Raw genomic sequence first — 25,522 nt, forward strand, 5'->3', positions numbered from 1 at the left:
CATGTCCGGGGATAATAGAAGAGGCGTAAATGTATTGGTAGGGGCACGATGCATCGTGCCCCTAAGGGTTTGGTTGATTTTTCAATCAAAATTTTACCCGGACTTCACCACTCATCAACTTTGGCAACAGCGTATCCCGCAATTTTTCGAGGGTGCGGAGTTGTTTTGTATTTTCCCTCAATTTATCAATAAATGTTGAAGTAAACTGATTGAACTTTTGCAATTTCCCTAAAGGTGCAATTTTAATTTCTGTAGATAACGCAATATCTCGATTTAAGCCGGGAACTGCTGAGTCTGAATTCATTTCTTCAAAATTGAGTGTCTTTAGTAAGAAGTATTCATACAACAAACCAGCGGATTCAGCTTTTGATTTAATATAATAGGTTGTGTCAATTGGAAAAAAGTTATCCCACAGGTAAATAACTTTGCCAAGCGTACCTTTTCTACCAATAACAATCCCAGGGCCTTCAACCAAAAAGTCTGAATGATAACCGACAACGCCGCTTGATCCAATTACCGGATAACCTGCACCGGTTCTTATTTCTTTTTTTAACCTTTTTCCGTAAACAAGCTCAATAACATCACCTAAACATCCTTCATCCCACCCATCCTGCGCCTCCTCCACAAACCACTGCCTGAAAAGCGTTTCCGCCATGGCTTCGAGGGTCTGGTTCTGGCGCGGTGGAGCAGGTCTATTTTGTCGTCGAGACTGGAAAGGACTGAGGCTATGGCGCGCTGTTCGGGGAGTGGGGGGAGAATTACAGGAACTTTTTTCAATACTGTTGCTTTAATGCCAAAAACAGTGGTTCCTGATGCCCTTGATTGTAACTCATATTGACCATTGCTACTTTGAAAGTGATATTTAAGGAAAGGATTATAAACAAATTTTTTATCACCCCTAAGTGTAATTACCCTTTGTGCCAAAGCAACATTCTTATCCTTAATCAATGCAATTTCACCAAGCGGTGCCTCAGTTGTCAATACAATATCGTCTATTTCAGGTAGACCTCTTGTCATCCAAGAATCATAGTCTTCAACAGCTATAAATTCGTTAGGTTCTAAAATTCGACCATCTTTGACGATTTTTGCAGTAATTAAAGGAATTCCGCACTTTGTTTTCTTTGGTGTTTTCCCTCTGTAATCAATGAATTTATCGATTACATCCTCAAGAATGTATTCCCTCCACTCAATCATTGACCTTCATCTCCTTTAATCTCGTAAGCATCTCAACCGCTCCGATATCCATCTTCGAGAACGCAAACCATTTCTTTCCCAAGTCTTTCAGGGAAGCGCCGAAATGGTAGACTGTGGTATTGTCAATGATTATAAACCGGTCATGAGAGTTCTTGAACTTTTTTATTTCTATGGCCGGATACTGCTTGTTGAACTTTTTTACATCCAATGCCAGTTGTTTTGATATTGTTTTTGTGAGAATCGTAACTTTTACACCTTTATTTCTTTTTGTGAGATGGGTCAAAACGGTATCATCAATGAAATTATCAACAATTAATATTATATTCCGTGCTGTTCTGATAAGGTCGGAAACAAATTGATAGGCATCAAAAATCTGTCCATCAAAAAAGATGCCTTGCTTCGGCGTGATTTCTTTTGATTCTAGGGAGTTAAATATCCGGTCAAATTTTTCATCTGTTTCAGCTTTGTGCTCAAGCTGTTTTTGTTCCACTGAATCAAGCCTGTGAAAAATCTGAGCATTTGTCGTAATAAATTTACGCATTGCGACAAAAGCACTTATTATCTGAATACTTACTTTGATGGCTGTTTCACTTCTTAAAATAGCTGAAAGCATGGCAACGCCCTGTTCGGTGAATGCATACGGCAGATATTTCCGATGTTTTCCTCTGGCACTCTTTAAGGTCACATTTTGTGACCTTAAAGAATCTTTTTTTGAAAACCCAATCTGCGACTTCAAATGACTTAATTCATCATTATTGATTTGAAACATAAATTCTTCAGGAAATCGCTCGCTGTTCCGCTTAACTGCCTGATTAAAAACTTTAGTTTCAACCCCATAAAGCAATGCCAAGTCTTCATCCAGCATTACTTGAAGATCGCGGATGGTATAAATCCTGTTCTGAATTTCTTCATTTTTAATTAATTCACTTCCGCTCATGCCATCTTCACCTTCTTCAAATTCTCAGCAATCAAAGCATTCAGCCTCGCTTTTTCCTTCAACTGCCCCTCAAACCCCACTTTATAATTATCAATTTCCAGTTATTCATTGCCCCTCCAGCCTTTTCATCCCAGAATCAACTGTCAATATCCTCATCTGCTGAATAGCAATTTGATTCAGCCGTTCAAGTCTGATTTCCTGGGATAATCCTTCATTGATAAACAGGGCGTTCAGGTTCTCCAGGTTCGCAAGGCAGACCAGTTGTGAGACGTTTGCATAATCCCGGATATTTCCCTTTTTACCTGGGTTCGCCTCCCGCCATAAGGCGGCGGTTATACCGAACAGGGCCATATTCAAAATATCGGCTTCCGTAGCGTAAATGTGGTTGATCTGGGATTTGCTCAGTTCCGGGGGAACAAGGTTTTCCCTGATGGCATTGGTATGAATCCGGTAATTGATTTTGGTCAGGTTCCGGCGGATATCCCAGCCAAGCTGCTTTTTTTCCTGATCTTTAAGGCGTTGAAATTCTTTAATGAGGTATATTTTAAATTCAGCACTGATCCACATACCGAATTCAAAGGCAATATCCTTATGCGCATATGTTCCGCCGTATCTGCCGGCTTTGGCTTTCAAGCCAATGGCATGGGTTTTGGCAACCCACTCTTTAACACTTATTTTGTAACTGTTTAATCCTGCCTGATTTTTAATTAGGTCGAATTCGCCATAATTAAAATTCGGATTGTGAATCTTTTCCCAAATACTAAGGTATTCCACTGTATTTCTGTTCCTTTGACTTCAATTTTAGCCATTTTTTACCTCAATTTTTCCAAGATTTTCCAGGATAAGTTTGTTCAGCCTCGCTTCCTCTGTCAATTGCACCTCAAACTCCGCTTTCAGCTTGCTGAACCGCTCATTAAAATCAAAATCATCATCTTCAATGGCCATGCCCACATACCGTCCCGGTGTTAAGACATAATCCAGCTCTTTAACCCTTTCAATGGAGGCGGAATTACAAAACCCTTTGACATCTTCATAATTTCCGTCAGGATTTCGCCAGTTATGATAGGTTCCTGCGATCTCGGCAATATCCTCTGCGGAAAATTCCCGTGTTCTGCGGTTGATCAAATGCCCCATGTTGCGGGCGTCAATAAAGAGGATTTCATCGATGCGGTTGCGGAACTTGCCGTTGGCTTTATTGCGGCTCAAGAACCACAAAGAGGCGGGTATCTGAGTATTTAAAAACAGCTTGGCAGGCAGATTGACAATACAATCCACCAGGCGGGCTTCAATCAGTTCTTTGCGGATGTCTCCTTCACCGGAGGTCTTGGAGGTCAAAGCGCCTTTTGCCAGAACAAAACCGGCCTGTCCGCTGGGACTTAAGTGATACAGGAAGTGTTGTATCCAGGCATAGTTTGCGTTTCCTGTCGGCGGAGCGCCGTATTTCCATCTGCCGTCTTTGCGAAAAAGATCACCGCTCCAGTCACTGTCATTAAAGGGTGGATTGGCAATCACATAATCGGCTTTTAAATCCTTGTGGTTGTCATTCAAGAAAGAGCCTTCATTATTCCATTTCACCTGGGAACTGTCGATGCCGCGAATCGCCAGATTCATCTTTGCCAGCCGCCAGGTGGTCTGGTTGCTCTCCTGTCCGTAAATGGAAATATCATTCACCCTGCCCTGATGGTCGGCCACAAACTTTTCCGACTGCACAAACATGCCACCCGAACCGCAACAGGGGTCAAGCACTCTACCTTTGTATGGCTCCAGCATTTCCACCAGCAATTCAACAACGCTTCGCGGGGTATAGAACTGACCACCCTTTTTGCCTTCTGCCAGAGCGAATTCACCAAGGAAATATTCAAACACATGCCCCAGCACATCGGCGCTTCGAGTTGTTGCATCGCCCAGGGCAATATTTCCCACAAGGTCAATCAGACCGCCAAGATTGGTGGGGTCGAGGTTGCCTCTGGCATAGACTTTCGGCAATACATCCCGAAGCGAAGGATTGTCCTTTTCAATGGCATCCATAGCACTATCAACCACTTTACCGATTTCCGGCAATCTGGCTTTGGATTGCAGATAAGACCAGCGGGCAATTTCCGGCACAAAAAAGACATTCTCCGCCTTGTATTCGTCCTTGTCTTCCGGATCTGCGCCGGCATATTCGCCTTCGCCTTTTTTCAGCTTGTCAAATAACTCTTCAAAAGCATCAGAAATATATTTCAGAAATATCAATCCCAAAATAATGTGCTTGTATTCCGCGGCATCAATATTTTTCCTGAGTTTATCGGCTGTTTCCCAGAGCTGTTTCTCAATCGGTTCTTTGGTGTTGTTCTTCTTTTTGGCTTTTGCCATGTAATTTTCCAGTTTTTAATCCGACCAAAAACCGCGACGGCTTTGCCCAATCGAAGCGCACACAAGCAAGCTGAATATATACGCCTGCTTGTTTAGCTTTTAAAAAACTCGGCAAAAGGATTGTTAAATGGTTTCTTTTCATTTTTCTGTTTTTTTGGTTTTGCCGGAAATAATTTTTCAGGGTTGTCTTTTTGGGGCGCTCTTTTTTTGCCAGGGAATGTTTTCAGCGACAATGAGATCCTTTTTCTCTCACGATCTACTTCCAGGACGGATACGTTTACTTTCTGTTGCACCTTGACTATATCTGATGGATTTTTTACAAATCCATCAGCGAGCTCGCTTATATGAACAAGGCCGTCCTGATGAACGCCCACATCCACAAAAGCGCCGAATGCCGTAACATTGGTCACTATTCCGGGAATCTTCATGCCGGCTTCAAGATCCTCTATTTTTGCTATTCCCTCCTCAAATGTAAAAGCTTCGAACTCTTCCCTGGGATCACGTCCCGGTTTGGCAAGTTCATCCATTATGTCGTTCAGGGTCGGCAGCCCAACATCATCACTAACATATTTTAAGAGATCGATTTTTTTTCTGAGCTCCGGTTTGGCCATCAGATCTTTTACGCTGCATCCAATATCTTTGGCCATTTTTTCAACCACATGATAAGATTCAGGATGCACGGCGCTTGTATCCAGCGGATTTTCCCCATTATAGACCCTTAGGAATCCGGCTGACTGTTCAAAAGCCTTTGGTCCCAGTCTGGAAACTTTTTTTAAATCTTTTTTTGATTCAAAGGGACCGTTTTCATCCCTGTATGCCACTATATTTTTTGCAAGCCCTGGCCCGAGACCGGAAATATATGAAAGAAGCTTAACTCCGGCTCTGTTTGTATCTGCCCCGACTTTGTTAACACAGCTTATTACAACATCATCCAGGGATCCTTTTAAATCTGATTGGTCAACATCATGTTGATATTGACCGACACCGATCGATTTTGGGTCAATTTTGACAAGTTCGGCCAGGGGATCCATCAGTCGACGGCCGATTGAAACAGCTCCGCGCACTGTAAGGTCAAGATCCGGAAATTCTTCCCGTGCAACCTCCGAGGCGGAATAAATGGAAGCTCCGCTTTCATTTACCATTATAATCCGAATATTTTCAGGAAGTCCTATTTTTTTAAGAAAAGCCTCGGTCTCCCTTCCTGCGGTACCGTTCCCTATAGCTATAGCGCCTATGCTAAAGCGCTTGCACAGCTTTTTGACTTGATCCGCTGCTTCAGAATCTTTTTTTTGGTTCATATTCGGGAATATGGTATCATGGCATAACAGTTTGCCCTGATTGTCAAGGCAGACTATCTTGCATCCGGTTCTGAACCCGGGGTCTATCCCCATGACCCGCTTGGAGGCCAAAGGTGGGGCGAGCAGCAATTCCTTAAGATTATCAGTAAAAATGTTTATAGCCTCGGCATCTGCTTTTTCTTTTGATGCCACCCTGATTTCCGTTTCCATTGATCTGGATAGCAGCCTTTTATAACAATCATTAATTGCCAGCTTGACCTGTTCGGAGTCGTCACCGCTCCCTTGTATAAAAAGCTCTTCAAGGATGTTTAATGCATCTTCCTGCTTTGGAGCAATTGTCAGGTTAAGGATATCCTCTTTTTCGCCTCTCCGCATGGCAAGCAGTCTGTGTGACGGAACCGTCGAAACAGGCTCTTCCCATTCAAAATAATCCCTGTATTTTTTTCCTTCCGATTCTTTACCGGATGCTACCGAAGATTGAACAATTCCTTTGGATGCAAACAGGCTGCGAAGAAGAGAGCGGGCATCCTGATTTTCACTGACAATCTCGGCTATGATATTCCTCGCGCCGGTCAGCGCAGCTTCCACATCATCGACACCTTTTTCAGGATCAACGAATTTTTGAGCCTCCTGGAACGGATTTGTCCCTGTTTGGGCGAATATAATTCCGGCCAGCGGTTCCAGTCCCTTCTCTCTGGCAATGGAAGCCTTGGTGCGGCGTTTGGGTTTATAGGGTAAATATATATCTTCAAGGGTGCTTATATCTTCAGCCGCCATGACTTCTTGTTCAAGTTCATCAGTTAAATGTCCATGCTGCTCCAGGGATTTAAGAACAGACTCCCTGCGCGCGTCCAATTCTTTCAGTTTGCCAAGCCTGTCACGGATTGCAGTTATTTCTATTTCATCAAGGGAGTCGGTAGCTTCCTTTCTATAGCGCGCAATAAAAGGTATGGTTGCGTCCTGTTCAAGCAGCTTTATAACGGCTTCGACCTGTTTGTCCTTTAATTCAAGTTCAGATGCAATTTTTGATATATATTTATTCATACGGATTCTTTTCTTCTAATAAGATTGTTTTTAGAATATTGCCCATTAAGCAGAATCTTTACAATGCTGCCGGGCTGAGCAAATTCTTGGATTTTTCCGTCCTTGTCAATAATATCCTCGATTTGATCGCTGATTGCCGGCCCTTTTTTACAAAGTATGCTTATTTTATCACCTTTGAATATTTTATTCCGCACTTCAATAGACACGTAATTATCCAAGCCGCCGTTTATTACCTTGGCAATAAAACTATGTTCCGGTTTTTGAGGACGCTCGTAATTGGGGAGGATCTGGTCAGGGTCATTAAAATAAAACCCTGTGCAATATCCCCTGTTATTGATATGGCTGAGTTCTTTAATCCATTCATCATCCATTTTATAATTATCAGGATTGTCATAATAACGATCTATTGCCTCTCTATAAACTTTTACAGTTGAAGCAAGATAATTGATCCCTTTCATCCTGCCTTCAATTTTTAAAGATGTAATCCCGGCCTTAATCATTTCAGGTATATGTTCGATCATGCAAAGATCGCTTGAATTAAAAATATAAGTGCCGCGATCATCTTCGGCAACAGGCATATATTTGCCTGGCCTAAGCTCTTCCACAACAGAGTATTTCCATCTGCAGGGGTGGGAACAGAGCCCGCGGTTGCTGTCTCTGAGAGCCATAAAACTGCTCAGCATGCATCGCCCCGAGTATGATATGCACATGGCGCCGTGGACAAATGCTTCAATTTCCGATGCGCTTTGCAAAGCTATTTCATTGATCTCTTCCAGGGAAAGTTCCCTTGCCGCATTTATTCTTTTAATTCCAAGCTGTTCCCAGAAAAGAACCGATTTATAGTTTGTCGTGTTTGCCTGGGTACTGAGGTGCACCGGTATTTCGGGAACCAAATTACGAGCTTCCATAAAGATGCCGGGATCGGCAATAATAAGAGCATCCGGTCCGATTGCGCCAAGTTTTTTAAGATGTCCGGCAATTGCGTTTTGTTCGGAATTTCTGGAATAAATGTTGCATGCAATATAGACTTTTACTCCATTAGCATGTGCAAGCTTAACAGCTCGATCCAGCTCATCATGGGAAAAGTTACCGGAAAAATTTCTAAGGCTGAAATCCTTTCCTGCAAGATAGACCGCACTTGCTCCATATGCAATTGCAATTTCCAGTTTTTCAAAATTTCCTGCCGGAGCAAGAAGTTCTATTTTGTTTTGTGTATGCATAATAGATATTTTATTATATTACCTTGTTTTGCGATAGGCCCGCAATCACTCAGCCCTCCAAACATAATCAAGCTTGAAAAAAACTAAGGATATGATTATAGTGTAAAGTATGGAAGAAAAAAATAAAAAAAAAGAAAAAAATAAAATCCTGAATGAAGGGATTCCCGATCCCAAACAGGTTGAGAAAGAAATAGGTGATTTTCTGGCAAAAAAGTTTGGCGGCACAGTAAAGGTAGTATCGCCTGTAGTCCTGCCCAGGGAAGTGCAGGCGGAAAAGTCTAAAAAAAAACCTAAAAAGATTATAGATTTTGACTTAACACCTGAAGAGCTTATTTTTTATCTTGATCAGTATATAGTAAAACAGGATGATGCCAAAGCGGTTCTGGCTACAAAAATATGCACTCATTTTAACAGGATAAAGCGTTTGGGTGAAGCGACTGTTGAGATGGATGACATGGTCGGGAGCATAAAGAACAATGTTCTTATGATAGGGCCCACAGGTGTCGGCAAGACTTACATGATCAAGCTTATTGCAAAAAAAATAGGCGTTCCTTTTGCAAAGGGAGATGCAACCAAATTCAGTGAAACAGGATATGTCGGAGGTGATGTAGAAGATCTTGTCAGGGATCTTGTAAGGGACGCTGATAATGATATCGGTATAGCACAGTATGGTATAGTATATATCGATGAGATTGATAAAATAGCCTCGAGCCGTAACCTTGTAGGGGCTGATATTTCCCGTACAGGCGTTCAGCGCGCCCTTCTCAAGCCGATGGAAGAGACGGATGTGGATTTGAAGGTTCAGCATGATCCGATTTCCATGATCCAGGAAATTGAAAGGTATCGTAAAACCGGTAAACGGGAAAAAAGGACAGTTAACACAAAAAACATACTCTTTATCATGAGCGGCGCTTTTTCTGAAATCCCGGAAATTATAACAAGGCGCATGACCAAACAGAATATCGGTTTTGGCGCGCAGCTTAAAAACGCTGAAAAAGATACTGAAAAATTGAAGCATGTTAAGTCCGAAGACCTGATAGAATTCGGATTTGAATCGGAATTTATCGGCAGACTTCCGGTGATAGCTGTTTTTGAAAGATTATCTGGAAATGATCTTTATGAAATCCTGAAAAATCCAAGTAACCCGATTATACTTGGTAAAAGACTCGATTTTTCAGCTTATGGCATAGATATAAAATTTGATGATGATTTTCTTAGAGTTTTGGCACGTCGAGCTTTTGAAGAAAACACCGGGGCAAGAGGCCTGGTAAGCGCAATGGAAAGGGCATTGCTGTTGTTTGAAAAAAGACTCCCATCGACCGATATTAAAATATTTTCGGCTACAACTTCAGTTATTGATTCTCCTGGGGCCTATATGGAAAAGATTTTATCTCCTATAGAAAGCGATCAGGCGAGTGATCAGGAGAGGGTCTATAAACAACTGGTGGTTAATGAGAAAGAGTTTATAAAAAAATACCTGGTATCAAGAAAAAAAACATTCTCCAACAAGTATAATGTCGCCCTTACGGCTCCGCAGATTGATATTGCCGCTGAATATTATTCGAGAAATATAATGGATATCGGCATTGTTTTAAAAAAAATAAAGTCATATTATGATGAAGTCAAAAAGATAGAACTATACTTTTTTAACATGCATGATATCAATATTATTTTTGAAGATGATGCCGTTGATTATATAATTGAACAAAGGGTAGTCTATTCAGTTAAACTGGAAGATTTTTGCAAGGAGTTGACTCAAAATTTTGAGCATGGCTTAAAATTGATCAGGGAAAAAACCGGAAGAAACAGATTTTTTATTACAAAAGATGCCTTGGTCGTCCCGGATGACTATATCAGCAATCTAATTAAAAAAGAATTAAAAAAAGAATTAAGCGGGCGCACTTTGCCGGCGATTGATTAAAGGGCTTCCCAGCCTTTGCGAGAATACAATTATGATTGGAATTTCAAAGCTTTACTGTGGAACAGTGGAACCTTCTGATGCGCTTCGCTATGGGCGTCATTCTTCTAAACTCCCTTCTCACCTGTTACAGTTTTCACATGATAAAAAGCCGGTGGTGGTATGGAACATCACCAGGAAGTGTAATTTAAAGTGTGTCCACTGTTATGCCCACGCCAAAGACAAGGATTTTGAAAACGAACTTTCCACCCGGGAAGGATTTGCAATAATTGATGACCTTGCCGAATTCGGTGTCCCAGTTATTCTGTTTTCAGGCGGAGAACCTTTGACCCGCAAGGATCTGCCTGAACTTGCAGCATATGCCATTAAAAAAGGAATGCGCGCTGTAATTTCGACTAACGGCACATTGATAACAAAAAAGACCGCTCAAACATTAAAGGAAATAGGTTTATCATATGTCGGCATAAGCATCGACGGAATGGAAGAGATAAACGATCGCTTCCGGGGCGTAAAGGGAGCCTTTAATTCAGCTATTAAAGGGATTGAAAATTGTAAGGCGGCCGGTATCAAAGTAGGCCTGCGTTTTACTATTAATAAATTTAATGCGGGTGAAATTCCGCAAATCTTTGATCTTTTGGAAGAGATGGATATACCCAGGGTTTGTTTCTATCATCTTGTTTATGCCGGGAGGGGGTCTGAACTTGTTAAAGAGGATTCAACTCATACAGAGACAAGAGAGATTGTCGATTTAATCATAAAACGCACCAAAGAACTGCATGATAAAGGAAAACCCAAAGAAGTTTTAACTGTTGATAATCATGCTGACGGCCCTTATTTGTATATGAAATTACTTAAAGAGGATCCGGATAGAGCAAAGGGAGTGCTTGAACTCCTCAAGATGAATGAGGGCAACAGCTCCGGCCGGGGCATAGGATGTATAAGCTGGGACGGCGAGGTTTATCCGGATCAGTTCTGGCGTCATTACAGCTTCGGTAATGTCGGAAACAGGCCTTTTTCCAAAATATGGACCGATCTTTCAGAGCCCCTTATGAAGAGACTGAAAGATAAAAAAAAATATGTCACCGGAAGATGTGCAACCTGCAAATGGCTTGATATCTGTGCCGGTAATTTCAGAGTCCGGGCAGAGGCTGTTACGGGAGATTTATGGGCGCCTGATCCGGCATGTTATCTGACAGATGATGAAATAAAATAATTAGCCACCCGCTCGCTATGCTCGCTCGACCCACACAAACAGACACGGACAAAACACTATATTTGCAGGTGGACTAATCCGCATGTCTGTGTGCGTCTGTGGCTAATAAATGTATTTTTAATGTGAGGATAAATATGCTTTTCCCTGAATACAGACCCCGACGCTTGAGGCAAAATAACGGATTCCGCAGGATGATACGTGAAACACTCCTTTCGGTTAATGATCTGATTATGCCCCTTTTTGCTATTTCCGGCAAAAATGTCAAAAATTCCATACCGTCCATGCCAGGGCAGTACCAGCTATCCATAGAAAACCTTGTCAAAACGGCAGAATATGCATATAGCCTTGGAATACCGGCTGTGATGATATTCGGCATACCTGATCAAAAAGATTCCCTTGGAACGGAAGCTTATGCAGATGATGGTATTGTTCAAAAAGCAGTCAAAACACTCAAAAACAGCATTCCCGGGCTTGTCGTGATAACAGATGTATGCTTGTGCCAGTATACGGATCACGGGCATTGCGGCATAGTAAAAGGCGATATTGTTGATAATGATTCCACAATTGACTTGCTTGCCGCAACCGTTTTGTCCCATGTACAGGCCGGCGCGGATATGGTAGCGCCATCGGATATGATGGACGGTCGTATTGCTGAAATAAGAGAGCGGCTGGATGAGAACGAATTCAGCAATATACCCATAATGTCATATTCCGCCAAATATTGTTCCGCTTATTACGGGCCGTTTCGGGAGGCAGCAGATTCAGCGCCGAAATTCGGTGATAGAAGAACCTATCAAATGGACCCGTGCAATGGCCTTGAGGCACTTCGTGAGGTAGAACTGGATATTAGCGAAGGCGCAGACATCATAATGATAAAACCGGCTCTTCCTTATCTTGATATTATCCGCCGTACAAGAGACTCCATTGATCTTCCAGTGGCGGCATATAATGTAAGCGGCGAGTATGCCATGATAAAAGCGGCCGATCAAAAAGGCTGGATTGACGGCCCAAAAGTAATGATGGAAACTTTAATTTCAATTAAACGCGCAGGAGCTGATATGATATTAACATATTTTGCCATCGAGGCTGCGGAAGCATTAAAAAATGCAGCATAAGCATAAAACCGGTCATCCCGAAAATCAAAGCGGCGCAAATCTTCGTCTTGTTGCGTGGGAGATTACACGTAATTGCAACCTTTCATGCATACACTGCCGCGCATCCGCCACCCAGGGCCCTTATAGCGGCGAACTTGATACTGAAACAGCGCTTCGTCTTATAGATCAGATAGCCGATGTGGGCAGCCCGATAGTAATACTTACAGGCGGCGAACCATTGTTAAGGTCTGACATTTTTGAAATAGCATCGTATGGTACCAAAAAAGGACTCCGTATGGTGATGGCCCCCAACGGTACCTTGATAACCGGGGCTTTTGCAAAAAAAATGATCGAATCGGGCATTAAAAGAATCAGCATCAGCCTGGATGGAGCCGATAAAAAGAGCCATGACAGTTTCAGGGGAGTCGAAGGAGCTTTTGCAGGTGCTCTTAACGGTATAAAATTTGCCAAAGAGGTTGGCCTGGAATTTCAGATAAATACAACTATAACACAGAAAAATCTTGCTCAAATTCCTGCTATCCAGGATCTGGCAGTGGAATTAGGCGCGGTGGCTCATCATATCTTTCTCCTGGTTCCAACCGGGCGCGGTAAATATATTGCCGACCAGGAGATATCATCTGAAGAATATGAACGTACCCTGCACTGGTTTTATGATCAAAAAAAGAAAACTTCCCTGCAACTCAAAGCCACCTGCGCACCCCACTATTATCGTATTTTACGACAAAGAGCCAAAGAAGAAGGCAGGAAAATAACCTTTAAAACAGACGGGCTCGATGCAGTAACCAGGGGATGCCTGGGCGGCACAGGTTTTTGCTTTATTTCCCATACCGGCATTGTACAGCCCTGTGGATTCCTCGATCTTGATTGCGGGGATGTAACCAGAACATCATTTGCTTCTATCTGGAACAGCTCCCCGATTTTTTTATCCTTGCGTGATTTTGACAATCTCAAAGGTAAATGCGGGAAGTGCGAATATAAAAAAGTCTGTGGCGGATGCCGGGCCAGGGCTTATGAAGCTACCGGTGATTTTCTGGCTGAAGAACCTCTCTGCAACTATATTCCGGCTGCCTGCTGATAAAAATCTTATTTTTACAATGTATTCGGTCAGTTCCTCTTTTTTCCCACGAGGCAATTTGAAGGGCTGCGAAAATAATGAAAGCTAAAATATCAGGTAAAAGAATATCTGTTCTGATTGTCGATGATGAAGATATTGCACTGAAAGCATTTACGCGCATATTACGTTCAGAAGGGTATGAGGTTGTAGGTACCGTCAAGGGAGAAAAAGCTATTGGACTTATTCATACAAGACGGTTTGATATAGTCTTAACCGATCTGTTGATTGATATTATCAGTGGCTTGGACGTTCTCTCGGCAGCAAAGGAGCGCTGTCCTGAAACAGAGGTCATTATTCTTACCGGCCATGGTTCTGTGGACTCTGCGATTGAAGCGACAAAGATGGGTGCGTTCCATTATCTTCAAAAGCCTGTCAGGCCTGACGAGCTTCGTAATATTGTCAAACGTGCGGTAGAAAAAATTCAACTGACAGAAAAAATTCAAGACCTTGAGGTCGGAGATGTTAATGATTTCCCTTCTATCCTTGGAACCAGTCCAAAAATTACTGATATCAAAAGGCTGATTTGGAGAATTAAGGATTCTGACTCAAATATCTTAATCACCGGAGAGTCCGGAACCGGCAAGGAGCTGGTGGCGCGGGCGATTCATGAATCGAGTCCCAAAAGCCAGGGAAAATTCCTGGCCTTTAACTGTGCATCTTTTACAGATGATCTCCTGTCTAATGAACTTTTTGGCCATGAAAAAGAGGCTTTTACCGGCGCAAATAAAAGCCGGCCGGGCTTATTTGAAAGTGCAGATGAAGGGACAGTTTTTTTGGATGAAGTGGGCGACATGTCGAGCAGCATGCAGGTTAAACTTTTGAGGGTAATACAGGAAAGAGAGGTTATAAGGGTTGGCGGTATAAAACCCATACCAATTAATATCAGAATAATTGCGGCAACCAATAAGGATTTAAAAAAATTATGTTCAAAGGGGTATTTTCGCCAGGATCTATATTTTCGTTTGAATGTTATCTCCATACTTATGCCGAATCTTAGCGAACGTAGAAAAGATATACCTCTTTTAGCCTCACATTTTTTAAGACTTTATTCCGCCAGAACCGGAAAGGATATACCCGGGTTTTCAGATGAAGCGCTCGGGTTATTAACCAGCTATGAGTACCCGGGCAATATTCGTGAACTTGAAAATATTGTGGAACATGCCGTATCAATGGCCAATGACCGGATAATTAATATTGAGAATTTGCCGAGGGATCTGGCGGATTACGATTTTTTTACATTTCATGGCCAGGATGAAGTGCTTAAAACTCTTGCGGAACTGGAAAAGGAATATATCCGATGGGTGCTTGATCGCGTTGATAATAAAAAGAGCGAAGCGGCAAAAATACTTGGGATAAATCGTGTTTCGCTTTACCGAAAGCTAAAACGGTTTGAGTTTGATGATTAACGAGTAGTTGCAAAATGTAACGGAATGTGTTGCAAAGTGTATCCTTTCTATTTAAAAATACATATCGTATAGTTATCTATTCTACAGCAAATTTTTGTTGCGTTATGCAACAAGACTGTCTTGCCATTTATTTTTCTAACCCCCTTAATTTAAAGCATATTTATTAGTTTATTCTTCCGGCATTCAATTTGCATCTTTAATTCAAAAAGAATGGTGGGTGGATAATATTTTTATCTTACAGTACTTTTGAACAAAATGATATCAGATAAGTGGATTCTTCTTGTTTTAGAGGATGGCGCATTTCACTCGGAAAGCGTTTATTATGCAATTAATCTGGCGAAAAGGATTGATTGCTCAATCTCAGTATTGATGCTGGCAGCGAATGCTGAGTGTGACCCTGAAGGCCTCAACAGAGAACAGGGAATTGTAAAAAAAATTCTCAACGCAATAAGAGCTGAAAAAGTTAATGTTCAGGCTAAAATCAGATATGGTGACAAGGCCTCTGAATTTTTGAAGCATCTTGCAGATAATCCCTCCTTTGCAGTAACAGTATGGGGCGGCGGAGAGGAATTTGCTGCCGAACGTAATATAAAAAAGGGGAAAAACTGGTTCGCAAAAATCAAGGTAAATATCCGATGCCCTGTTGTCAGACCAACGGCCAAGGATAAATCTAAAACAAAACATAAACAAAAGGAGCTCTAAAGAAATGCAAATAATTTGTATATCTAGAGGAAGCTACGGATACAGCAACGAGGTGGTTGAAAAGCTTTCCGGGAAGACAGGATATACTGCTGTTAGCCGGGAAACAATAACCGATAAAGCCACGGAATTCGGTATTCCGGTTGGCAAACTTGAAATGATGATTCTGAAAAATCGTCCGCTGACCGATGAGATGTCAAATGTTGTAGATATGTCCAAGGCATTTGCAACTGCGTATCTCTGTGAAAAAGCTTTAAACGAGAATATTATCTATCATGGCAGAACCGGGCATCTTATTTTACCCGGACTTTTAAATGTTCTGCGTATTCGCGCTATTGCAGAGCCGGAGTACAGGATAAATCAGGTGATGCAGCGATTGCGTCTTGAGCGTGAAAAGGCTAAAAAATATATTGAACAAGTTGATGCGGACATAAGGAAATGGACTCAAACCTTGTACAACGCTGCGTGGGATGATTCCTCACGATACGATATTACGATAAATGCCACCCATTTATCAGCGGAAAGCGCTGCCTGCGCGCTTGTTAATTTAGCGCAAATGCCTGAATTTCAGGCAACCCCGGCTTCACAACAGACGCTTCAGGATTTGCTGATTGCTTCGAAATGTAGACTCGCTATTGGATCCGATGACCGGACTCGGGATATAAATGTGGGGATTCATGCCGACAAAGGCAATGTATCAGTAACATATATGCCCAGACAGTCCAAAGAGGCAAAGGCAATTCCTGATGTGCTTAAACCCATGAAAGGCATAAGATCCTTTGTCTGTACAGTTGCCACTACAAATATACTCTGCTTGGGAGAAAAATTTGATCCCAATGACGCTTACTTCACAAATCTTATAGAAATTTCCAGTAAATGGAACGCTGCAATAGAACTTGTCAGAATTGCAGGCGATGATGAAGAGTCTGCGGATGAGTCCTCCGCATCGCCGCAAGTCAGTATTATCGGCACCGGCAGCGAATCCGGCGGGATTTTAGCAGATTCAGACGAACAGGATTTTCAGCGGGATGAAAGATTCGGGATTTACGAGACAGTTGACAAGCTGATTCAGTCGGGACATGCCGGTGGTTCACGGACTATTTACGGAGGGATTGACGGTTTGTTGAAAGGGCTTCCCCAAACAGAAAATTACAGCCTTGTTGCAGTTGGAGATATATTTTCATCCAAAGGCGCTGCCAAGCAGCGTCTAAAACGTGATCTGTTGAGCAAGCTTAAAGATAAATTTCGGGTTCCGGTTATAGGGACTGAGGATCTTAAGGCCAAGTATCTGTTCGGTCCCAGGCAGTGTTTAAACATGATGGTACTGGGAGCGCTGTCTGCATTGCTTTATATAGTTATGTTCAGCTTCCAGGAACCGATGCTTACTTTTGCGTCCAAAGGGCATTTCGGAGGGGGATTTTCCGTAAAACTGGCTGCCGCCCTTGGGGTTACAGTTGCTATTCCTTTTGTGGCATATATTATTGGCGGTTTTTACAGTAATCTGCTCAAACTCTTAAAAATCGAATAGCAATATTTATAGATTATTTCAGATCAGTCAAAAAAATAAAATTTTCAAGAAATGTAACAGACGTCTAAAATTAAAAATAAAAAAACGAGGTGATAAATGCCAGGAATTTTAGGAGAACTTTATGTTCATATGACGTGGTCGATTGCTTTACAAATTGTTCTATTAGGCTTCATCGGCGGGATATTAAGCGGTTTTATCGGATCAGGCGGAGCGTTTTTTATGACCCCCGGTATGATGAACCTGGGTATAATGGGTCCGGTTGCGGTTGCAAGCAATATTACCCATAAGTTCGGCAAAGCCATGGTCGGTTCGAAAAAGCATGGTGAAATGGGAAATGTAGATAAAAAGCTTTCTCTGTTTATGCTTTTTACAGCTTTTGTGGGTATCAGGCTTGCCGTTATAGTGATGAAGAGTTTATTTAATGTCGAAGGGCATGGCGCTGGAAGCAGCGCTGCCGCAGATCTTTATATCAGTATAATTTTTGCGGTTATACTTTTGTTTGTGGCGCTATCCATGCTGGGGGATATTGTTAAATCAAAGTCAAAAGATGAGGCCGGGCCTTCGACAAAAATAACTGACTTTTTAGGAAAATTAAGACTTCATCCCCTGATTTATTTTCCTGTTGCCGATGTTACGGTTTCCTTGTGGGTTATTCTAGTCTGCGGTCTTGCCACCGGTTATCTGGCCGGGACAATTGGTGTCGGTGGTTTCATAGGCGTACCGGCTATGATTTACGTTTTTGGCGTACCGGCTGCAGTGGCAACCGGCAGCGAACTTTACCTGGCAATGTATATGGGCGCTTGGGGAGCCTTGAATTATGCTTTTGAAGGTATGGTTGATATCAGATGCACACTGCTTTTATATGGCGGATCACTTTTGGGAATTTATATCGGCGCGTACGGTACAAAGGTGGTAAAGGAGGTGATAATCCGGCTTGTAACATCAGTTATCATTCTGTTATGCGTTATAAGCAGGATTGTTGCTATTCCGGTTTATCTTCAAAAACTTGGTTATATCGGAATGGATCCTTCCTATAACATCTATTTTAATATGATCAGCAAGGGCCTGTTGTTTGTCAGTGGATCAACGGGAGCGCTTTTAATCATTGTGTTTGTTTTTAAAGCTTATTTCCAGAGGCGCAAACTGGAGGCCAGCCTGGCCATGGAAGTTCCGGCAAGTGCTTGAACGACTTGCAACATCGTAACCGTTCACGGTTGATTAAAATATAAAAACAAAAGAGATATTTGCTCTTGTTACAAAACAGGTTACAAGGCAGAGCCTTGGAACCGGATGTAAACTGTGAACGGTTACAGAATATCTTTGCTTAAGGGGAAATGGCAATGAGTATTTTAGAAAAATTGAAAATCATTAAGCATAAAAATTCGGGTATCATAGATTTTTGCATAGAAACGATCCGCTTCAGAAAGCTTCTTGAGAATGCGAGTGCTCTGCTGGATTTTTTTGAGGACGGGCATGGGAAGATTCTTGGAGAATATATCCTCGATCGTCACTATGTAACATCGCTGATTGAGAATGTATTGGAAAGGTTGGGGATGATGATTTATGATGCCTGTGTGCTTGCCCCGGAAAGTGGTGAAAAATTATACACGCAATACGATAAACACAAGCTCAAGGCCTGGAAGTTGCTTCGCGTGGATGGATATTCTGAAAAAAAAGATTTTAAAAACAATGAGGATTCCGGCTCGTTAACTTCAATGGATCCTGAGTATAAGTTGCTTGCAGAAGTGCTCAAGTGGCTGAACGGCGAGTCATCTGATCCCGGTTCAACCGTAATGGATTTCATGATACAAACTTATGTTTGTGTTTTAAAATGTCCTGAAGCAAGGGATATTTTGAAAAGAGAGTCTATTTTTGAAGGTGCTTTATCAAAAGAGCCGGGCGGTAATATTTATTTGGTTGAGCTATGGAAAGATGCGGTTGCTCCGTCAAATTTGCGTTCCCCTCGTTCACTTGATGATATTAACTGTATTCCGCTTAAATATTTCCTTATGGATGTACATCATGGCGATTCATTACCAGATTTCGAAAATGGAAAAAAAAACGTAACCTGGATTGCCGCAGCAAGCGAATATCGGCTAAGTCTGAATACTTTAAAGTCAGATTTTCGATTTCGACTGGAAGCAACAGCAAGCGATTATGAAAAATCAAATTTTATCTTTATTTTTGCAGATCAGTCTATAAATATAGGAAATATTCTTCCATCAGGATTTCATACGGAAAATACAAATTACGGCCAATTTGCCTGGAGCCTTGATGCCGCATCTGAAACAATTGAAGACAACCTTATTTTAATAGGCCGCAATCTATTTCATAAAAATGTAAGCCAGGTTTAATTATCATTTATCAGCAAAGGGGGGACATATATGGAAGAACAAAAGCTTAAAATAATGGTCATTGATGATGAGAGTATAGTTGGTAAACGCCTTAAGTCTGCTTTGGAAAAGTCAGGTGACATCGTTGAAACATTTGAGGATGGTGAGAGCGCCCTTGCCTGTTTTGATGAGAAACCATTTGATATTGTTGTAACCGACATTAGAATGGAAAAAATCGACGGTATAGAAATCCTTGAACGGGTTCTTTCAAAATCAAGCTCCACCAAAGTAATAATAATCACCGGCTATGCTACTGTTGAGGTTGCCCGGGAAGCACTTTCAAAAGGCGCTTTTGATTTTATTGCAAAACCTTTCAAGCCCGCTGATTTACGGGCAATAATAAAGCGTGCCTCAAAAGAACTGAGATCATAATTTTTTGTCCCTGTTTAATTATGGAGCATAATAATGAATTTTAATCCTGAAAGCATCGTGAATTATGAAATGGACTATAACTTCAGGTTTCGCTATGAAACCCTGCGTGCATTATTAAATAAAAACGGCGGTGCTATCCAGATTTTAAGTGATCTTGAAGCTGATTTAAGCCATATACGCCACTATGATATAAGAATAAAACGTCCTGTCAGAAGACTTCTTACCGAAACACTGCTTATGGCTCAAGAGCTTAACTTGCTTACCGGGAACCGTTATTTCGACTTGTATGAAACAATTTTTCGGCTCCGAAATGAAACAGACAAACTTTTTAAAGAAAAAGGTGTGTCTTCAGGAATTCAGCCGCTTGCGCTCAGGATCGGTAGCCGGGAAAGACATGATCCGAATTTGGTCGGCGGCAAGGCAGACAATGTATGGTTTTTGAGGCAGTATTTAGGAGATTCGGTTCCTGGGGGATTTGTCGTTACTACACTTGCATATAATATGATACTCGAGAAAAACAATTTGCAGGAGCGAATACGTATTCTTCTAAGCAATCTCGATGTAACTGCCGATACGGATCAATTTAAATTAAGAACTCAAACCATCCGCCGGTGGATAATAGCAGCGCAGGTTCCTGAAGAAATTGAAAAAGCAATAAAAAAATTTGCTGATCTTATTAAGGAACCCTTTCACGATGGATTATGGGCAGTACGGTCATCAGCGGTTTGTGAAGATGGGGTACATTCATTTGCAGGTCAGTTTGACAGTAAACTCCGGGTTAAGACGGAAAAACTTGTCAAAGCTTATCTGCACGTTTTGGCCGGCAGATTTACAGATCGGGCGGTTAGATACAGGCTTCACAGCGGTTTGCACGAGATAGACACGCCTATGGCCGTTCTTTTTATGCCGATGGTGGATCCTGTTGCCGCAGGAGTTATATACACGTCGGATATAAAAGATCCTGATTCAAACACCATGGTTATCAATGCTGTGCCGGGCCTTGCGGACAGGATGGTAAAAGGAGAAGAATCGGCTGATACATTTTTTATTTCAAAAGCGCCTCATCCGAAACTTTTAAAAACAATCCCGGCATCTGGGGACGCCGGGGCGGATACTTCTGTAAATTATATTACAACCGGGAAGTTGCTTGAGCTTGCCGGTATAGCTTTTCAGGCCGCAAAAAAATTTGACCATGATCTGGATATAGAATGGGCGCTGACCAAAGATGGGAAACTATATCTGTTACAAGCGCGCAGGATGAATTTGTTTCATCCGGTTAAAGAAGCCGCCGCCAAACTTGCAAACGGAAAAAATGTCCTGCCGATATTTGAGGGAGGGATTACAATATTTCCAGGCCGGGCTGAAGGGCCTGTAAAGTTTTTAGGGCCTGAATTTGACATTTCCGCTGTGCCGGAAGGAGCGATTGTTATCGTGGAGAAACCCGGAACGGAATTTGCGTCTGTGCTGCCTAAAATTGCAGCCTTGCTTGTTATGCAAGGAAATCCGGTGGGTCATCTTGCGACCCTGATCAGGGAATTTGCGGTGCCGGCTATTTTCAGGCTTGGACCAAATGCAAAAATACTGTTCAGGAAAAATATTATAAGCGTCAACGCAACCAAAAGAAAAATCTACAGCGGAGTTCGCTGGAGCGGCATAAGAGAAAGAGTCATGGCCCGGATAGCGGCTGAAAACCGTCATGAAAAGTCCGGTCCGCTTTACGATTTTGTTCTCAGGCTTAACCTTGTGGATCCGGATGCTTCATCTTTTAAGGCAAAGTCATGTAAATCGGTCCACGATACTTTAAGGTTCATGCATGAAATGTCTGTGCGATCAATGTTTGGGTTTGGGGATATGCAAAAACGGGGGCGGGAAAAAAAGAGCAGGAAGCTTAAAACAAGTTTGCCGATAAAATTTCAATTAATCGATCTTGACAAATCAGCGCCGGTAAACACAAAAACTGTAGAGCCCAAGGATGTGGCGAGTGTACCATTCAAAGCATTGTGGCGAGGTATATCAGATAAAAAAATTTTTTGGCCTGAGCACTGGAAAAAATCGCTGCCAGGTATACCGTCAGAATTCAAGGAGTCCGTGCTTGGAGGGAACAAGGGGCCAAGACGCGCTTCAGATACAAATTACGTAATTATTGCAAAAGATTATATGAATTTGAACGCAAGGTTTGCGTATCATTACGCAATGGTCGACGCAATGGTCGGGCCCGGCACGGAAAATAATTATGTCCATTTCAGGTTCCGGGGCGGTGGCGCTAGTGATGAAAACAGAGTGAAACGCGCTCATTTTTTGGAATTAGTGCTGCGCCAGTCAGGATTTAGAGTTAATCGGCAGGGAGATCTTGTCACAGCCTGGCTGAGGAGCTATCCTCGGCAGGATTCCGAAAATGCCCTGGAAATCCTTGGCAGGCTTATGATCTGCGCCAGCCAGCTTGATGCTGTATTTAAAAAAGATTCTGATGTGAAGCTTTATGTAAATTATTTTCTTAAAGGAGAATACGGGATATTTGCATAAAAGCATTACCTATAGATTGTCACATAAATAATTTCACTGCGTTATCGGTCGTTGGAGTATTACAATACGCCTTCCTCCCTCTGGCCTTGTGAAATTTATTATCTGACAATCTATATCATGAGAAAGAAAGGATTCCGGATGGATCTACAACAGCCAGCCCTGGGTAAAGAGCCGGATAATACTAAAGATGATAAAAATTTGCAATCAAAACAACATTTTTCACTCAGTATCAGGAACAAAATAGCTATTTCTTTTTCCCTTTTTTTTATTTTATGTGTGGCCATCACTCTTTGGTTTTTCTGGATACTTTCAACAATCGAGAATAAGATAGAATTTCTTGTAATAACTGATAATTATCTGGCTGAAATCCAACAGGCCCGACGTTTTGAAAAAAACTATCTTCTTTACGGGACTGATCTTGATAACGCTTTCGAACATTTGGATAGAGCGAAAAAAGTTTTGAGCAAAAACAAAAAAATGATTAAAAAAATTATGGGGGAAAAAAATTTTCAGATAAAATCCGAACAGATGTCGAGCTATTGGAACCAACTGGTCAATCTTAAAAATACCAAAGATATCAAAAGCAGGGAATTAACTGTACCGATGCTCCGGCAGTATGGCGGACAAATGGTATCATTTGCAGAGGAGTTTGTTAAAAAAGAACGTAGTGCTGTTGCTCATATGTTTTTGCTGGCCAAGAGAGTTCCTTTTTTATTTATATCGATTTTGCTGGTTTTGGTTGTTGTTTTTGTAATTTTATTTACTCGACAGTTGATGATAAATCTCAAGCGCGTCGTAGATTACACTAAAAAGATAGGGGAGGGCGACTTCTCACCCATCGTGTCGAATAGTAAACATAGAGATGAGTTTTCCAGGCTTGCAGATGCCTTTAACCGAATGACAAAGGAACTTGATAACCGACATAACATTATCCTGGAATCTCATAAGCTAAGAGCCATCGGGACCCTGGTTGCCGGGGTGGCGCATGAACTCAATAATCCACTGAATAATACCATGCTGACGGCTGAAGTACTTAAGGAGGATTTTGAGATACTGCCGGATAATGAAAAAATCGAAATGATCGAAGATATAATTAATGAAGCCGAAAGATCACGAATAATAGTCAAGGGGCTACTCGATTTTGCCAGGGAAAGTGAAACCAATATTAAACCATTGGAAATAGAAGGAATCATAAATGATTCGGTTCGGCTTGTCGCCAACCAGGTTAAACTTGCCAAGGTTAAATTAGAACTTGATTTTGACAAAAACCTTCCCAATATACATGGGGATGAGCAAATGCTTAAACAGGTATTTGTAAACTTGATACTTAATGCAGTAGATGCACTTTTCCCCGGTGGTATTGTTCGTATTTCGATCCATAAAAATAAAATTCCAAATTTTGTAGTAGCTGAGGTAAAAGATAACGGATCCGGAATTCCGGAACATGCTCAATCCCGGATATTTGAGCCTTTTTTTACAACAAAGGGACAGGGCAAGGGAACCGGGCTGGGGCTATCCGTGTCAAAAGGAATAATCAGGAAACTGGGCGGGTATATTCATTTAGAAAGCAGTTCCGACGCAGGAACTACCTTTACCGTGTCGCTTCCTGTCACCGAGTCCCCTTCGGAAATAATGTCAAAACAGTTCAGCCTGTAGCTGTTCATCATGGATTACCACACTAATCAGTGACTAACCATAATTCTTTTAAGCATCACATGTTTGGGAACCATCCCCACAAAGCCATTTCCAGATAGGAATTACTTTTATTTTATTCTCTATGATATTTTCGTCATCCCATGTTATTAGCGTGCCTGTGGAGAATGAAAGTTCATTCATTGCGCTTTTCAATCCCTTAAGTTCTCGTTCAAAGGTTTTTTTATCCGACATATCCCAGCACACCTGAATCAACTGCGACTCGCCTGAAATTCTATGCCTTGCAAAGAAATCGGCTTCATGCCCATTCTTTGTATTGACATATTCCACTTCATAACCCCCGCGGCGCAGATGCATATAAACCATATTTTCCAGTAGTGGGCCATAATCATATGAATGGCGAAAGGTCATGGCATTAAAAAGCCCTGTATCAATTGTGTATATTTTAGCCGGATTAATCAGCCTTGCTTTTTCAGAGCGACCATGAACAGGAACCTTGTAAAACAAAAAAGCGTCCGTCAAATGATCAAGGTATTCATACAAGCTGTTTTTGGTGCATTTGATCGACATGCTTTTCATGGTATTGTAGAATTTGTTTACACTAAACCGCCCGCCGGAAGAATTCATAATATGACGGACAAGATGTTTAAGTACATGGACATTACTGACCTTATGGCGTTCAATGATGTCTTTTAACAGTACGGAATCAATATAACCCTGTAATACTTCAACTCGAAGATTACGATCTATTTTTTGTACTTCCGGGAACCCTCCAACTTCAAGATATTCTTTTACAGCCTTGCGCAATACAGATACAGTGTTCGCGCCAAACGTTTTTGGCCTGGTTGAAAAAAGCCCGTGGAATTTTAAAAATTCTTCGAAACTGAACGGGAATATTTCTATCGGGAGAGAACGACCCCGTAAACTGGTGGCTATTTCAGAACCAAGCAGTTTTGATGATGAGCCTGTAATAAAAATTTGAATATTTTCCGTATCAAGCAGGCGCCTTATGAAGAGTTCCCATTGGTCTATTCGCTGTATCTCATCAAAGAAAAAATTACACCGGGTATTGCGATGTTCAGGATATTTCCCGAAATAGATATCAAGAATTTCCTGAAAATTATGTACGTTAAAATCAAGCAGTCGATCGTCTTCAAAGTTAAGATAGAGCACTTCCTCTTTTTTTGTTCCCGAGGCAATCAGTTTATTTATTTTTTGATAACAAAACCAGGTTTTACCCGAGCGCCTCATACCTATAACGACATCCGCCTTGCCCTTTATTTCAGGAAACTCCTTATTCCTGTTGACCGGTTCAGGCAATTTCCGCTCATGGAAATCATCAATAAGCTGTGAAATTATATTTTTCATAACAATTACATTATCTCTTTTTTAAAGATAATACAATCATTTTCTATCTCCTTTTTGAAGAATACCTCGTTGCCGCACAAATCATTTTTGTAACCGTTCACGGTTATAGGTTCACAGTTAACGGTTGAAAAATACAGCGGGTTTCGGTGGATTCGCTTCGCTTAATCCACCT

At 41.7% G+C, this 25,522-nt stretch carries 19 protein-coding genes and 1 pseudogene; 12 read left to right on the forward strand and 8 right to left on the reverse strand.

Translation table 11 applies throughout. The annotated features are described in order from the left end of the window. Positions 1-85 precede the first annotated feature (85 nt). The 7 genes and pseudogenes from BuS5_RS02845 to BuS5_RS02875 all read right to left on the reverse strand — a co-directional run bounded on the left by BuS5_RS02845 (position 86) and on the right by BuS5_RS02875 (position 8,048). Positions 86-625, reverse strand: a complete 540-nt coding sequence (locus BuS5_RS02845; protein ID WP_198012364.1) for a restriction endonuclease subunit S — start codon at positions 623-625, stop codon at positions 86-88. Further along, positions 586-1,194 (reverse strand): restriction endonuclease subunit S, encoded by a 609-nt coding sequence (locus BuS5_RS02850; protein WP_198012365.1) that lies wholly within the window; start codon positions 1,192-1,194, stop codon positions 586-588. Before BuS5_RS02850 ends, BuS5_RS02845 begins: the two co-directional genes overlap by 40 nt. Further along, positions 1,187-2,131, reverse strand: a complete 945-nt coding sequence (locus BuS5_RS02855) for an ORF6N domain-containing protein (RefSeq protein WP_027355322.1) — start codon at positions 2,129-2,131, stop codon at positions 1,187-1,189. Before BuS5_RS02855 ends, BuS5_RS02850 begins: the two co-directional genes overlap by 8 nt. Positions 2,132-2,236: 105 nt before the next feature. Further along, positions 2,237-2,908: pseudogene (locus tag BuS5_RS02860) on the reverse strand (KilA-N domain-containing protein); the annotation flags it as partial. A gap of 24 nt (positions 2,909-2,932) precedes the next feature. Further along, positions 2,933-4,486 (reverse strand): type I restriction-modification system subunit M, encoded by a 1,554-nt coding sequence (locus tag BuS5_RS02865; RefSeq protein ID WP_027355323.1) that lies wholly within the window; start codon positions 4,484-4,486, stop codon positions 2,933-2,935. Between the two features lie 92 nt (positions 4,487-4,578). Beyond that, positions 4,579-6,828 (reverse strand): Tex family protein, encoded by a 2,250-nt coding sequence (locus BuS5_RS02870; protein WP_027355324.1) that lies wholly within the window; start codon positions 6,826-6,828, stop codon positions 4,579-4,581. Next, positions 6,825-8,048 carry a peptidase U32 family protein gene (locus BuS5_RS02875; RefSeq protein WP_035267001.1) on the reverse strand — a complete coding sequence of 408 codons (1,224 nt, stop codon included), beginning with the start codon at positions 8,046-8,048 and terminating at the stop codon, positions 6,825-6,827. Before BuS5_RS02875 ends, BuS5_RS02870 begins: the two co-directional genes overlap by 4 nt. A 109-nt stretch (positions 8,049-8,157) precedes the next feature. Between BuS5_RS02875 and BuS5_RS02880 the strand changes: the two genes are divergently transcribed. From BuS5_RS02880 to BuS5_RS02935, 12 genes are all read left to right on the forward strand, one after another. Beyond that, a complete protein-coding gene (locus BuS5_RS02880) occupies positions 8,158-9,969 on the forward strand; it encodes an AAA family ATPase (protein ID WP_051375336.1) in 1,812 nt (603 codons plus the stop codon). Positions 9,970-10,000: 31 nt separating this feature from the next. Further along, positions 10,001-11,179, forward strand: coding sequence for a 12,18-didecarboxysiroheme deacetylase (ahbC, locus tag BuS5_RS02885; protein ID WP_027355326.1), 1,179 nt, complete (start codon positions 10,001-10,003; stop codon positions 11,177-11,179). 134 nt (positions 11,180-11,313) lie between these two features. After that, positions 11,314-12,294 carry a porphobilinogen synthase gene (hemB, locus tag BuS5_RS02890; RefSeq protein ID WP_027355327.1) on the forward strand — a complete coding sequence of 327 codons (981 nt, stop codon included), beginning with the start codon at positions 11,314-11,316 and terminating at the stop codon, positions 12,292-12,294. Continuing rightward, positions 12,284-13,369, forward strand: a complete 1,086-nt coding sequence (gene ahbD / locus BuS5_RS02895; RefSeq protein WP_027355328.1) for a heme b synthase — start codon at positions 12,284-12,286, stop codon at positions 13,367-13,369. The genes hemB and ahbD overlap by 11 nt, the downstream gene beginning before the upstream one ends. Before the next feature lie 77 nt (positions 13,370-13,446). Beyond that, on the forward strand, positions 13,447-14,814 hold the full coding sequence (locus BuS5_RS02900) for a sigma-54-dependent transcriptional regulator (RefSeq protein ID WP_035267004.1): 1,368 nt from the start codon (positions 13,447-13,449) through the stop codon (positions 14,812-14,814). Positions 14,815-15,060: 246 nt separating this feature from the next. Continuing rightward, a complete protein-coding gene (locus tag BuS5_RS02905) occupies positions 15,061-15,516 on the forward strand; it encodes a hypothetical protein (protein ID WP_274427990.1) in 456 nt (151 codons plus the stop codon). Between the two features lie 4 nt (positions 15,517-15,520). After that, entirely contained in the window at positions 15,521-17,041 is a 1,521-nt protein-coding gene (locus tag BuS5_RS02910) for a cytidylate kinase-like family protein (RefSeq protein WP_027355331.1), read from the forward strand. Positions 17,042-17,137: 96 nt separating this feature from the next. Further along, on the forward strand, positions 17,138-18,226 hold the full coding sequence (locus tag BuS5_RS02915; RefSeq protein WP_027355332.1) for a sulfite exporter TauE/SafE family protein: 1,089 nt from the start codon (positions 17,138-17,140) through the stop codon (positions 18,224-18,226). 155 nt (positions 18,227-18,381) lie between these two features. Beyond that, on the forward strand, positions 18,382-19,395 hold the full coding sequence (locus BuS5_RS02920; RefSeq protein WP_027355333.1) for a hypothetical protein: 1,014 nt from the start codon (positions 18,382-18,384) through the stop codon (positions 19,393-19,395). 30 nt (positions 19,396-19,425) lie between these two features. After that, positions 19,426-19,806, forward strand: coding sequence for a response regulator (locus BuS5_RS02925; protein WP_027355334.1), 381 nt, complete (start codon positions 19,426-19,428; stop codon positions 19,804-19,806). 33 nt (positions 19,807-19,839) lie between these two features. Then, on the forward strand, positions 19,840-22,329 hold the full coding sequence (locus BuS5_RS02930) for a PEP/pyruvate-binding domain-containing protein (RefSeq protein ID WP_035267007.1): 2,490 nt from the start codon (positions 19,840-19,842) through the stop codon (positions 22,327-22,329). Between the two features lie 138 nt (positions 22,330-22,467). Further along, on the forward strand, positions 22,468-23,985 hold the full coding sequence (locus BuS5_RS02935) for a sensor histidine kinase (RefSeq protein WP_051375339.1): 1,518 nt from the start codon (positions 22,468-22,470) through the stop codon (positions 23,983-23,985). Positions 23,986-24,033: 48 nt separating this feature from the next. Here the strand turns inward: BuS5_RS02935 and BuS5_RS02940 are convergent, their stop codons facing one another. Then, complete coding sequence (locus BuS5_RS02940; protein ID WP_027355337.1) at positions 24,034-25,350, reverse strand: ATP-binding protein; 1,317 nt, start codon at positions 25,348-25,350, stop codon at positions 24,034-24,036. Positions 25,351-25,522: the final 172 nt, after the last annotated feature.

It is taken from the genome of Desulfosarcina sp. BuS5 (genome assembly GCF_028752835.1).
GTDB lineage: Bacteria > Desulfobacterota > Desulfobacteria > Desulfobacterales > BuS5 > BuS5.

Excerpts from the sequence above, each read along its gene's own strand:
- BuS5_RS02850 (WP_198012365.1), bottom strand. The coding sequence starts at position 1,194 with ATGATTGAGTGGAGGGAATACATTCTTGAGGATGTAATCGATAAATTC.
- BuS5_RS02855 (WP_027355322.1), bottom strand. The coding sequence starts at position 2,131 with ATGAGCGGAAGTGAATTAATTAAAAATGAAGAAATTCAGAACAGGATT.
- BuS5_RS02865 (WP_027355323.1), bottom strand. The coding sequence starts at position 4,486 with ATGGCAAAAGCCAAAAAGAAGAACAACACCAAAGAACCGATTGAGAAA.
- BuS5_RS02870 (WP_027355324.1), bottom strand. The coding sequence starts at position 6,828 with ATGAATAAATATATATCAAAAATTGCATCTGAACTTGAATTAAAGGAC.
- BuS5_RS02875 (WP_035267001.1), bottom strand. The coding sequence starts at position 8,048 with ATGCATACACAAAACAAAATAGAACTTCTTGCTCCGGCAGGAAATTTT.
- BuS5_RS02880 (WP_051375336.1), top strand. The coding sequence starts at position 8,158 with ATGGAAGAAAAAAATAAAAAAAAAGAAAAAAATAAAATCCTGAATGAA.
- ahbC (WP_027355326.1), top strand. The coding sequence starts at position 10,001 with ATGATTGGAATTTCAAAGCTTTACTGTGGAACAGTGGAACCTTCTGAT.
- hemB (WP_027355327.1), top strand. The coding sequence starts at position 11,314 with ATGCTTTTCCCTGAATACAGACCCCGACGCTTGAGGCAAAATAACGGA.
- ahbD (WP_027355328.1), top strand. The coding sequence starts at position 12,284 with ATGCAGCATAAGCATAAAACCGGTCATCCCGAAAATCAAAGCGGCGCA.
- BuS5_RS02900 (WP_035267004.1), top strand. The coding sequence starts at position 13,447 with ATGAAAGCTAAAATATCAGGTAAAAGAATATCTGTTCTGATTGTCGAT.
- BuS5_RS02910 (WP_027355331.1), top strand. The coding sequence starts at position 15,521 with ATGCAAATAATTTGTATATCTAGAGGAAGCTACGGATACAGCAACGAG.
- BuS5_RS02915 (WP_027355332.1), top strand. The coding sequence starts at position 17,138 with ATGCCAGGAATTTTAGGAGAACTTTATGTTCATATGACGTGGTCGATT.
- BuS5_RS02920 (WP_027355333.1), top strand. The coding sequence starts at position 18,382 with ATGAGTATTTTAGAAAAATTGAAAATCATTAAGCATAAAAATTCGGGT.
- BuS5_RS02925 (WP_027355334.1), top strand. The coding sequence starts at position 19,426 with ATGGAAGAACAAAAGCTTAAAATAATGGTCATTGATGATGAGAGTATA.
- BuS5_RS02930 (WP_035267007.1), top strand. The coding sequence starts at position 19,840 with ATGAATTTTAATCCTGAAAGCATCGTGAATTATGAAATGGACTATAAC.
- BuS5_RS02935 (WP_051375339.1), top strand. The coding sequence starts at position 22,468 with ATGGATCTACAACAGCCAGCCCTGGGTAAAGAGCCGGATAATACTAAA.
- BuS5_RS02940 (WP_027355337.1), bottom strand. The coding sequence starts at position 25,350 with ATGAAAAATATAATTTCACAGCTTATTGATGATTTCCATGAGCGGAAA.